General features: G+C 72.8%; 8 protein-coding genes. 1 reads left to right on the top strand and 7 read right to left on the bottom strand.

Annotated elements, in window-relative coordinates; all coding sequences use genetic code 11:
* Positions 1 to 18: 18 nt before the first annotated feature.
* Positions 19 to 462, bottom strand: a complete 444-nt coding sequence (locus BJY14_RS22355) for an ATP-binding protein (RefSeq protein WP_179845412.1) — start codon at positions 460 to 462, stop codon at positions 19 to 21.
* 16 nt (positions 463 to 478) lie between these two features.
* The gene (locus BJY14_RS22350) at positions 479 to 832 is read right to left on the bottom strand and encodes an STAS domain-containing protein (RefSeq protein ID WP_021597910.1); all 354 of its coding nucleotides are present in this window, start codon (positions 830 to 832) and stop codon (positions 479 to 481) included.
* Positions 833 to 1,082: 250 nt separating this feature from the next.
* On the opposite strand from BJY14_RS22350, the gene sftH reads away from it, so the two are divergent.
* The gene (sftH, locus tag BJY14_RS22345) at positions 1,083 to 3,392 is read left to right on the top strand and encodes a DNA 3'-5' helicase SftH (protein ID WP_179845411.1); all 2,310 of its coding nucleotides are present in this window, start codon (positions 1,083 to 1,085) and stop codon (positions 3,390 to 3,392) included.
* A gap of 5 nt (positions 3,393 to 3,397) precedes the next feature.
* On the opposite strand, the gene BJY14_RS22340 is transcribed toward sftH, so the two are convergent.
* The 5 genes from BJY14_RS22340 to BJY14_RS47785 all read right to left on the bottom strand — a co-directional run bounded on the left by BJY14_RS22340 (position 3,398) and on the right by BJY14_RS47785 (position 10,515).
* Positions 3,398 to 3,769 carry a hypothetical protein gene (locus tag BJY14_RS22340; protein WP_179845410.1) on the bottom strand — a complete coding sequence of 124 codons (372 nt, stop codon included), beginning with the start codon at positions 3,767 to 3,769 and terminating at the stop codon, positions 3,398 to 3,400.
* 184 nt (positions 3,770 to 3,953) lie between these two features.
* Entirely contained in the window at positions 3,954 to 5,360 is a 1,407-nt protein-coding gene (locus tag BJY14_RS22335; RefSeq protein WP_179845409.1) for an FAD-binding oxidoreductase, read from the bottom strand.
* A 17-nt stretch (positions 5,361 to 5,377) separates the two neighbouring features.
* Positions 5,378 to 8,377 carry an ATP-binding protein gene (locus BJY14_RS22330; RefSeq protein WP_179845408.1) on the bottom strand — a complete coding sequence of 1,000 codons (3,000 nt, stop codon included), beginning with the start codon at positions 8,375 to 8,377 and terminating at the stop codon, positions 5,378 to 5,380.
* 270 nt (positions 8,378 to 8,647) lie between these two features.
* Positions 8,648 to 9,907 carry a hypothetical protein gene (locus BJY14_RS22325; RefSeq protein ID WP_179845407.1) on the bottom strand — a complete coding sequence of 420 codons (1,260 nt, stop codon included), beginning with the start codon at positions 9,905 to 9,907 and terminating at the stop codon, positions 8,648 to 8,650.
* A gap of 194 nt (positions 9,908 to 10,101) precedes the next feature.
* Positions 10,102 to 10,515, bottom strand: a complete 414-nt coding sequence (locus BJY14_RS47785; RefSeq protein ID WP_376770013.1) for an Rv3654c family TadE-like protein — start codon at positions 10,513 to 10,515, stop codon at positions 10,102 to 10,104.
* Positions 10,516 to 10,797 lie beyond the last annotated feature (282 nt).

Genomic DNA, 10,797 nt, shown 5'->3' with positions numbered 1-10,797 from the left:
AGCAGCAAGGCACCGCTACTAGATGCTCGCTTCGGCTTCTGCCGGCCAGCTCATCCGTATCTGGACCCCCTTGGGCGTGTTGGCGATCTCCACGTCGTCGGCGAGCCCGGCGATGACGGCCAGGCCGAGTTCGGCGGTGCCCTCGCCGAGGCCGTACTCGTCGTCTTCATCGTCCGCGGCGGTTGCCGGGAGCCCCTCCGGGGAGAGGTCGCCGGGGACGGTGTCGCTGACGATCACCTCGAAGCGGCCTTTCTCGCCGCGCAGTTCGAGGCGGACGGGTTCGTCCGGGCAGTGCCGGCGGTGCGCTTCCACGGCCCGGGAGCATGCTTCGGCGACCGCGAGCCGGACCTCGTCCAGCAGGGGTTCGGCGACGCCGCTGCGGCGGGCGACGGCGGTCACGATCAGCCGGGCGGTCCGGACGTGGACGGGCAGCGCGCTGAAGGACAGTTCAACGGTCGACATTTCAGCCGCGGGCCGCCTACTTGGCGCCCTTGCGCTTCTCCTCGGCCTCGGCGATCGAGTCGTGGATGCCGAAGACCTTGGTCAACCCCGTGATCCGGAAGATCTTGAGGATGCGCTCCTGGGTGCACACGAGTTCCAGCGAGCCGTCGTGGGCGCGCACCCGCTTCAGTCCGCCGACGAGGACGCCGAGGCCGGTCGAGTCGAGGAACTCCACCTTCTCCATGTCCACGAGCAGGTGGAACTTGCCCTTGTTGACCAGGTCGATGAGCTTCTCGCGAAGCTTCGGCGCCGTGTAGACGTCGATCTCGCCCTCCACGTTGATGACGGTGAGGCCATCGTCGGTGGTGTAGTCGTTAACCTTCAGATCCACAGATCCTCCACGCGCCGTGCAGCACTATCCGATGCCGGCGTCCGAGCCCCTTGGGCAGGGCGCCGACCGCCGGGACTTCGCCGTGATTCAACCACGCTCCGGCGCCGTGTACGCACGTAATCGCCCACACGGGCGAAAGTTCGCGCCATCCCGTCTGACCTGCTGATCTCAGGGTCAGAGCAGGGGGAACAGGCCCTCCGGCGCCGGGGCGTTCCCGTAGTTTTGCCCCGGCTGGCACACTGAAAACCTGATGGGCGCCCAAAGATCCTCAACTCCCCTGGACCGGCTGCTCGCCGACCCGGCACGGCGCGAGCGCATCACCCATGTGGAAAGCGTTCCGGCACGTGAGGGACGCCGGGCGGCGTGGCCTTCCTGGTCGACTCCGCTGCTGGTGGAGCGGCTGGCCGCCGCCGGCATCCCCTCCCCGTGGGAGCACCAGTCCGCGGCGGCGGAGCATGCCCGCGCCGGACGCTCTGTGATCATCGCCACAGGGACGGCGTCCGGCAAGTCGCTGGCCTACCTGCTGCCCTGCGTGGAGGCGATCTACGCGGGCGAGGAGAACCCTCGCCAGGAGGGGACGGTCCTCTATCTCTCCCCGACCAAGGCTCTGGCCGCCGACCAGCTCCGCGCGCTGCGCTCTCTGCGCCTCACGCGGGTGCGCGCAGCGACCTACGACGGGGACACGCCGCAGGACGAGCGGACGTGGGTCCGGCAGCACGCCAACTACGTGCTGACCAACCCGGACATGCTGCACAGGTCGCTCCTTCCCGGGCATGCCCGGTGGTCGTCCTTTCTGCGGCGCCTCCGCTATGTCGTCATCGACGAGGCCCACGGTTATCGCGGCGTATTCGGGTCGCATGTCGCGCAGGTTCTGCGGCGCCTGCGCCGGGTGTGCGAGCGGTACCACGCGTCCCCCACGTTCATCCTCGCTTCGGCCACCGCGTCGGAGCCCGCCGCGGCGGCGTCCCGTCTTACCGGCCTTGATGTGGTGGCCGTGGACGACGATGCCTCTCCGCGCGGTCCCGCCACGTTCGCCCTCTGGGAGCCGCCACTGACGGACCTGCGCGGCGAGCAGGGCGCACCCGTTCGACGTACGGCGACCGCCGAAGCCGGCGACCTCTTGGCAGACCTTGTCGTCGAGGGCGTTCAGACGCTTGCCTTCGTCCGGTCCAGGCGCGGCGCAGAGTCGGTGGCGCTCAGCGCCAAGCGCGCTCTGCACGAGGTGGCTCCCGGCTTGGCCGAGCAGGTCGCCGCCTACCGTGCCGGTTATCTGCCTGAGGAACGGCGCGCTCTGGAGGCCGCCCTGCGTTCGCGCTCGATCGTCGGCTTGGCGAGCACGAACGCTCTGGAGCTCGGTGTGGACGTCTCCGGGCTCGACGCCGTCCTGGTCTGCGGATGGCCGGGCACCCGCGCGTCCCTCTGGCAGCAGGCCGGACGTGCCGGACGTTCCGGGCAGGCGGCCCTGTCCGTCCTGGTGGCCCGCGACGACCCGCTCGACACGTTCCTCGTCCACCACCCCGAGGCGATCTTCGGGACGCCGGTCGAGGCCACCGTGCTCGACCCCGACAACCCGTACGTCCTCGAACCGCACCTGTGCGCGGCGGCGTCCGAGATGCCGCTCACCGAGGACGACCTGCCGCTCTTCGGGCCCGCGACCGCCGACCTGCTGCCGGACCTGGTGCGGCGCGGTTTCCTGCGCCGCCGACCCGCCGGCTGGTACTGGACGCGCCGCGACAGGGCCTGCGACCTGGCCGACATCCGGGGCGCGGGCGGCGCCCCCGTCCAGGTCGTCGAGGCGTCCACCGGACGGCTCCTCGGCACAGTGGACGAGCCGTCCGCGCACACCACCGTCCACGAGGGGGCCGTCTACATCCACCAGGGCGAGTCGTTCATCGTCCAGACCCTCGACCTGGACGACTCCGTCGCGCTCGTCGAGGCGGCGGACCCCGACTACTCGACCACCGCCCGCGACGTCACCGACATCAGCATCGTGGAGCGGCTCCGCTCGGTCTCCTGGGGCGAGGCCACGCTCAGCTTCGGAACCGTCGAAGTCACCCGACAAGTCGTCGCGTACCAGATGCGCCGCTTGCAGACAGGGGAGATGCTCGGCGAGAAGCCTCTGGACCTGCCGCCACGGACTCTCCGTACGCGCGCTGTGTATTGGACGCTCTCCGAAGCCCAAATCGCGCGTTTGGACGACCTCGACCTGGCAGGCGCCGCCCACGCCGCCGAACATGCCTCGATCGGCCTGCTCCCCTTGTTCGCCACGTGCGACCGCTGGGACATCGGCGGCGTCTCTACGGCCGTCCATCCCGATACCGGGCTGCTCACGGTCTTCGTCTACGACGGCCATGAAGGCGGCGCGGGATTCGCCGAACGCGGCTACGGCGACGCCGCGTCCTGGCTACGCGCTACCCGCGACGCCATCGCGTCCTGCGAGTGCGATTCGGGCTGCCCGTCCTGCATCCAGTCACCCAAGTGCGGTAACGGCAACGACCCCTTGGACAAGCGCGGCGCACTTGACCTTCTGGCCGTCCTTCTGCAGGAGGCTCCGGAGTAGCGCGGTCAGTTGGGCGCGACGCGCTGTGCGGGGACGGAGGCCGGGTCGTCCATCCCGCGCCGGGCCTGGGCCAGCGCCTGCTGGAGCTTGCGCCGTTCCATCTCCAGCGTCTGCAGGGACTCCTCGTGCTCGTCCCGCAGGTCCCGCAACTCGCGCCGCATGTTCATCGCGCGCCGGAACCCCAGGGACGCGACCATCATCCCCGCCATGAACAGGATGGCGACCACGGCGCCGGCCATGAAGACCTGCCACTGCGAGGTGACTCCGGGGACCTCGTCGCCGAACAGGGTCAACCGTGCCGCGCCCGGGTTGTCCAGCACGACGGCGACGCCGACCGCGCCGGCGGCGAGCGCGACCAGCAGTCCCAGGAAGATCATGCGGAGGGTCTCCTCTCCATCGGGCCCCCTGTGCGGCGGGGCCGAGGTCTCGGACGACGGACCGCATTGCCGGACAAGCCGGACGATCCGACTGGCAAGGCAGCCTAGACCGTGCCCAGAGCGCTCGCCAGCCCCTCCGACCTCACCCGTCCCTCAGGAGACCCGGTGAACGAGGCGGCCCGCGTCACGCGAGCGCGGGTTCAGCCGGGTGCGTCGGACGGATGTTCTGGTTGAGGCGGAACAGGTTGGTCGGGTCGTAGGAGTCCTTGAGCGCGACCAGCCGCGCGTACTTCTCCTCTCCGTAGGCGTCCCTGACGCGGTTCCCCTCCGCCGTGAAGTTGAGGTAGGACGCTCCCGTGCCGAACGGCCGCATGGCCGACGCGAACGCGCGGGTCTCGGCGATCCTCGTTTCGTCGTCGGACGGGTCCGACCACACCGAGATCGGGTGGAACAGGTAGCGGGCGTCGCGGTGGGAGAACGCCGTCGCCTCGTCCGGCACCTTCGCGACGCCCTGGCCGATGCGGAAGACGACCATCTGGGACATCGGGGCGCCGCGTCCGGCCATCCCGCCGGCGTGGGAGAGGAACGTGTCGACGGCGTCGTCACCCAGTTCGCGCATGTACTCGCCGCGCCAGTAGCCCCGGAAGCCGGGCGGGGCGATCGGGTCGATGATGGCCTGGAAGTCGAGGTAGGGCATCGGCGCGAGGAGGTCGACGACCGGCCGGAGGTCGCGGAGCGGGCGCATCGCCTCCTCGCCGAGCTCAGGGGCGCCGACGTACATCGCGAGCACGCCGAACACCGGCTTGCCCTGCAGGTCCGGCGGGACGAACGGTTCCGGCGGCGCGGTCATGACGGCGCACGCGGTGGACACCTCGTCGGGCACGGTGTCCGCCCAGTCGCGCCAACCCCGCATGGTCTCCAGGGCGCGCTCCATCGGGAAGAGGGTCAGCCCGGCGAAGACGGTCGGGCCCAGGGCGTCGAGCCGGAACTCGAACTCGGTGACGACGCCGAAGTTGCCGCCGCCGCCCCGGATCCCCCAGAACAGCTCAGGGTTCTCCCGCTCGCTGGCCCGCACGATGCTCCCGTCGGCGAGCACCACCTCGGCCGAGACGAGGCTGTCGCAGGCCAGCCCGTACTTGGACGACGTCCAGCCGTAGCCGCCGCCGGTCGTGAAACCGCCGATGCCGGTGGTGGTCACGCGCCCGCCGGGGCTGTGCATCCCGAACTCCTGGGTGGCCGCGTCGTACTCGCCCCACAGGACGCCGCCGCCCGCCGTCGCCGTCCGTGCCGCGAGGTCCACGCTGGTCGTCCTGAGCCCGCTCAGGTCGATCAGCATGCCGTCGTCGCAGGTGCCGAGCCCCGCGATGCTGTGGCCGCCGCAGCGGACCGCCACGATGAGATCGTTCTCGCGGGCGGCGCCGACGGCCGCCGCGACGTCGGCCGCGTCGGCGCACCGGGCGATCGCCGCCGGCCGGCGGTCGATCATCGCGTTGAAGACGCGGCGCCCCTCGTCGTAACCGGGCTCGCCGGGCAGCAGAACCGTGCCGGAGAACGCGCCGCGCAGCGCGCCCACCGGGTCGATCGTGGCCATCACTCCTCCTCCGGACGTCAGATGGCACGATCCTGGCGAAGGCCGCGTTCCGCGAGCGTTCCGCGCACCCGCTCCTCGAACGCCCGCTGCCCCTGGCGGCGCGCCGCCGCGAGGGCCCGCCGCAGCTCCGCGTCCACCTCCCCGTCCGGTGCGCCGAGCGCGGCGAGGAACGTCGCGCGCAGCCGCCGGATCTCGGCCTCCCACAGCCGCGCGCCGCGTCCCATGCCGAGCGCCTCGTCCGCGAGGGCCAGCCCGGCCGCCGGCTCCGCCGCCAGCGAGTACCCCTCCAGCAGCAACCGCGTCGCGACGCCCGGCAGGCCCGGCGCGGGCGCCTCCCCGTGGACGACTTGGTCGCGGCAGTGCCGCAGGCGCGCCAGTCCCGGCCCCGTCCGTCCGGCGAGGAGGTCGAGGTAGCCGCCGAACAGCTCCATGGGGACGCGGACCTGGCGCGGAGCGTCCTCGACCAGGTCCGCCTCCAGGCCGCGCACGTGGCGGCGGAACTGCGCGTCGTCCCCGCGGTCCACGGCGTCGACCGCCGCCCACAGCCAGGTGACCGCCCGGCTGTAGGCGTGGGTGGACCCCTGCGCGACCGCCAGCGCCGCGTCGCGCTCGCGGTCGGCCTCGGCGCCGCGGCCGAGCAGCCACAGCGCGTGCGCCAGCCGCAGCCGGACGATCAGCTCCGTGTCCTGCCCGAAGCGCAGCACGTGCGCGCCGCGTGGCGCGGACCCGAACCGCCGCACCGCCGCCGTGAAGTGGCGGCGGGCCCGCTCCAGGTCGCCCGACCAGGAGGCCGCGATCCCGCGGACGAAGTCGGCCTCGGCCCGCAGAACCTGATCACCGTCGCGCTCGGCGCGGTCCCGCAGCCGTGCGCCGAAGTCGTTCGCCGCCGCCCATTCGCCGCGCGTGAGGGCCGCCAGCGCGAGCGACCACACCAGAGGCGGCTCCGGCTCGGCGCCGAGCCGGTCGGCGAGCCGCAGCGCCCGCGCGTGCACCCGCGCCATCCGCGCCGACCCGTACCCCTCGCACGCCACGAGCGGCGCAGGCAACGCCGTCAGCAACCGCAACTGCGTCCTGGCAGTGCCGGGCCCCTGCGGCAGTCCCTCCGACAGGGCCAGCGCCCGCTCCAACTCCCTGGCCGCGTCGGCGTGCGCGTGGAGCCACTGCGCTTCCCCGGCCGCCCGCTCATGCCATCGGACGGCGTCCGCGAGCGCGCCGGCCTTCTCGTAGTGCGAGGCGAGCGCCGCCGCCTCACCGCCGCACTCCTCCAGCACGCGCGCGACCGCGAGGTGGACCCGGCGCTGGCGGGGCGGGCCCAGCGCGGCGTAGGCGGCGTCCCGGATCCGGCCGTGGCTGAAGTCGTAGGCGCCGGGGCCGTGCGCGCGGACGATCCCGCGGCGCCACAACTCGTCCAGCGCGGCGACGAACGTCCGCTCGTCGAAGCCGCTCACCCGGGCCGGGACGTCCGCGGGAAAGGCGCGGCCCACCGCCGCGGCGACGCCCGCCAGCTCCGCGGCCGGCGGCGACAACCGCTCCAGCCGTCCAGCGATCAACGCCTGCACCTTCGCGGTGTCCGCCGGCGCGTCCGCCCGCATCGCCTCCACCACGAACAGCGGGTTGCCCTCGCTGTAGCCGTAGAGGCGGTCGAGGTCTCCGGCGTCGAGCGGGCCTCCCGCGACGCGCTCGGCCAGCCGCGCCGTCTCCGCCGGGCCGAGCCGGCCGAGCCCGATCTCGGTGAAGCGGCCGAGCTCCTGGAGCGACCCGATCAGCGCGCCGAGGGGATGGCCGGCGTCGAGGTCCTCGCGGCGGGCGGTGGCGGCGACGAGCAGCCGCGCGGACGGCGCCGCCCGGACCAGGTAGTGGATCAGTCGCAGGGACTGCGCGTCCGCCCACTGCGCGTCGTCCACGACCAGCAGCAGGGGCGCGCCGGCGTTGAGCAGCGCACGGCCGATGGCGCGCGGCAGCCGCCGCCGCAGCTCCGCCTCGGAGACCGGCTCGGGCGGCGCCGCGCCGCCTCCCAGCTCGGGCAGCAGCCTGGAGAGCTCGGTCAGCTCCGCGCGGTTCAGCCTCGGCAACCGCGCGGACACCGGACGCGAACGCAGCCACGCCGCCACCACCCCGTAGGCGATCGTCCCCTCAGCCGGGTAGGCCCGCGCCTCGACGGCTACCGCGTTCACGCGCACGCGCAGCTCGTCCACCAACCGGGTCTTGCCGGCACCCGCCTCCCCGCTGACCAGCACGAATCGGGCGCCTCCACGTGCCGCCGCCCGCCACGCGCCCGCCAGCCGGTCGCCTTCCTCCTCGCGCCCGACGAACGGCGACGTCGCATGCCGGCCGCCCCAGACAGGGGCCGTCTCCGCCAGGAGCTCCTCGTACATCGCCCGCGTCTCCGGGGACGGCTCGACACCGAGCTCCCGCTCCAGCGTCGCGGCGCACACGTGGTAGGTGCGCAGCGCCCGGACCCGGTCGCCGCCCTCACCGGAAAGCCGGATCAGCAGGCGATGACCTTCCTCCCGCAGCGGATCGCACCCGACCAGCCGCTCGGCGCAGCGGATGGCCGCGGGCCAGTTCCGGTCCCGCTCATGCCTGCGCGCCAGTTCCCCGAGCGCCTCCATGTGCAGTTCCGCGAGGCGCTCGCGCTCGTCCGCGATCCACTCGTCGTAGTCGCCCTCTAGTAGCTCACCGCCGTAGACGCGCACCGCGTCCTCAAGCCGTCCGTCGGCGAGCGCCTGCTCGAACTGCTCGACGTCCAGCCACAACGGCGCGTCCTCGCGCCACCGCAGTGTGCGAGCGCCGATATCGATGAAGCGATCGGTCTCCGGGAGGCACCGGCGCAGATTGTGCAGGACTTTGCGCAGATTGGTGCGCGCCTGGGCGTCCGTGGAGTCCGGCCACAGCAGGAACGCCAGCCGCTGCCGCAACTGCGGCGCGTCCCGGTGGAGCAGCAGATAGGCGAGCAGCGACTCCACTCTCGCGGACTCCAGCGGCGGGAGCGGCTCACCGTCGAGCCGCAACTCCACGCCCCCGAGCAACCGAGCCCGCAGACCGGCCATCCCTCAGCCCGCCCCCGGCGGCGCCCGGAGGCACCCAGATGTCACCCCTGGCAGCACCGACCGCCCTGAGATGTGGCGGCGCCCCCGCTCACGCATAATCCCCACGGTACGTCGCCCCAACACCACCCGCCACAGCCCTGACCTGGCCCAACGGCATGTAACGAGCCTCTGCACGCCAGCACCCCATCGCGACGCACAGACCGGAAACAGTCGCCCGGCCGTGGGTGGGTCAGGGGATCACTTGCGGCGGCGGCCGCGCTTGGGCTTCGGCTTCGCGCCGTCGCCGGCGAGGCGGACGTTCACTCCGCCGGAGGGCTTGCCGAGGGTCGCGGGACGGCGCCCGGCCTTCGGCTTCGAGTCGAGGACGGCCGTGCCGCTCGCGCGCTTGGGCGAGCGACCCTTCGCCCTGGCGGCCGCTACGGGGGCGGTCTTGGCGAGGGCCTCGGCGCGCGCGATCTGCTGGCGCGACCTGCTCACCCGCTTGCGGCCGGTGCCGCCGCGCGCGATACGCGCCGCCATCCCGTTGCTGCTCGTGCCCGCCCCGGCGACGCGCAGGCGGCGCGTCCAGGTCCCGAGGTGCGCGGCGACGATCAGCAGGACCAGCGCGATGCCGACGCTCTTGCCCCACTGGAGCCGGTCGGTCGCCGCGACGTTCTGGGCCTTCGGCGAGTCCGTGGCGATCTGCGGCGCGGGGTAGGTGAGCCCGGGCGTCGCGCCGTCCGGCTGGACGGACGGGAGGGTGACCGGCGACTCGTTGTTGAACGGCGTCAGCGGCGTCCCGGCACTGGGGACTCCGGAGCCGCCGGACGGCAGGGAGGGCACCGAGCCGCCGGGCGTGGAACCGGTCCCGCCTCCGAGCGAGGTGGTCGCCGAAGCGATGCCCGAGTAGATCGATCCACCCGTGCCGGTGGACCGGACCGCCTTGATGCCCACGGAGGCGGCGCCGCTGGACCGTGTCAGCGGCAGGGTGGTGGAGCAACTCGTCCCGGAGCAGAGGGAGTTCAGCGAGCCGGACCTGGACTTCACGCCCGAACCGGCGAGCGTGTAGCCGGTGAGGTCGTCTTCGAGGCCGCGGTTCCACTTCACGGCGAGCTTCCCGCCGGAGGCCCTGGCGGACACGCCGGTGGGGGCCGCCGGCGCGATGCGCACCGTGAAGGTGTTGGAGTCGTAGACGTGGTTCGTCTGCTTGCCGAGCAGGTAGACCTTGTAGCGACCATTCCGACTGATCGAGAAGGTTCCGGACATATCGCCGGAGAGACCCTTCTCCTGGAGGAACGTGTCGCCGATCCCGGGACCGTCCACCCGTAGCTGCATCGTGATCGCGAAGTCGAAGTGCGCCTTCGCCGTCACCTGGGACCCGCTGCTGATCACAGCGCCGTTCGCCGGGGCGATGACGCTGGTCGAGGCCGCCTGCGCGGGCAGGGCGGCGAGTACCGGGAAGCTCATCGCAAGGGGTGCCGCGAGCGCGATCGCACCGATCCTGCGAATGATGGTCACGGCCTCAATCCCTTCGACAGCTCGCGCCGGTCTTCCGCCGGACGCACCGCGCCTGGCGATAACTACGGGCTTACGGCAGCGTAACGTACCACCGGGTAGCAAAAAGTCACAGAGGGATGACAAAGAGGAACGCGTGTCATTCCCTGCACCCCTCCCCGTCTCTATTGACACTCAGTGCAACGAGACATGTGGCGTCAGGGTACGCCGTCCTGCCCCGCGGGGCCAGCCCTCGCCCGAGAAACGATCCGCCGCCCCTTCAGCCCCATCGGCATCGTGACGTCGACGGCCACCGAGACGTCGACGACCTCACCCCGCACCCGGCATCGCACCATCCGCGCACCCGACCCGACCGCGATCTCCCTGGCCCTCGCACAGGCGACCCCACGACCATCGGCCACCCGCGCCGCCCCCGCCAGCGCCGCCATGTCCGCCGCCGCCTCCCCCCGATGCCGCGCCCCCCGAACCCCGCCGACCAGGACCGCCGAGACCCCCACCACCCAGACAACAACCGCGAAGCCCACCACAAAAACCGTCCCCGCCCCCCGATCCCCGCCCAACCCCCTCCCCCGACGCCCCAAGCCCGCACCACACCCCGCCCAGAACCTCATCCGCTCCCCCAAACTCCGCCCCTGGGACTCCCACTCACCAAAACACCGCCCCCCTCGCCCCCCGCCCCCCGCCCCAAGAGCGCCGCGGCTCGCCGCCCACCCCTGCTACGCAAAACACCGACGGATCGTCACGCTGGGCGGGCGGGCGCCCGCCACGGCTGGCGCGCCACCGGGGCCACCCGGGGATCACCGGACCGCCAGGGCCACCGGGACCGCCTGGCGGCACCGGGACCCGCCAGGCGGCACCACCAGCGACCACCAGGGGCCGTCCGAGGCCACCCG

Origin of the sequence: Actinomadura luteofluorescens (assembly GCF_013409365.1) — a bacterium.
GTDB lineage: Bacteria > Actinomycetota > Actinomycetes > Streptosporangiales > Streptosporangiaceae > Spirillospora > Spirillospora luteofluorescens.
Note: the sequence above shows the minus strand (reverse complement) of the source record. Positions and strands in the feature narration are given on the sequence as shown.

Coding starts and splice junctions, on each gene's coding strand:
- BJY14_RS22355 (WP_179845412.1), bottom strand. CDS start 462: ATGTCGACCGTTGAACTGTCCTTCAGCGCGCTGCCCGTCCACGTCCGG.
- sftH (WP_179845411.1), top strand. CDS start 1,083: ATGGGCGCCCAAAGATCCTCAACTCCCCTGGACCGGCTGCTCGCCGAC.
- BJY14_RS22340 (WP_179845410.1), bottom strand. CDS start 3,769: ATGATCTTCCTGGGACTGCTGGTCGCGCTCGCCGCCGGCGCGGTCGGC.
- BJY14_RS22335 (WP_179845409.1), bottom strand. CDS start 5,360: ATGGCCACGATCGACCCGGTGGGCGCGCTGCGCGGCGCGTTCTCCGGC.
- BJY14_RS47785 (WP_376770013.1), bottom strand. CDS start 10,515: ATGAGGTTCTGGGCGGGGTGTGGTGCGGGCTTGGGGCGTCGGGGGAGG.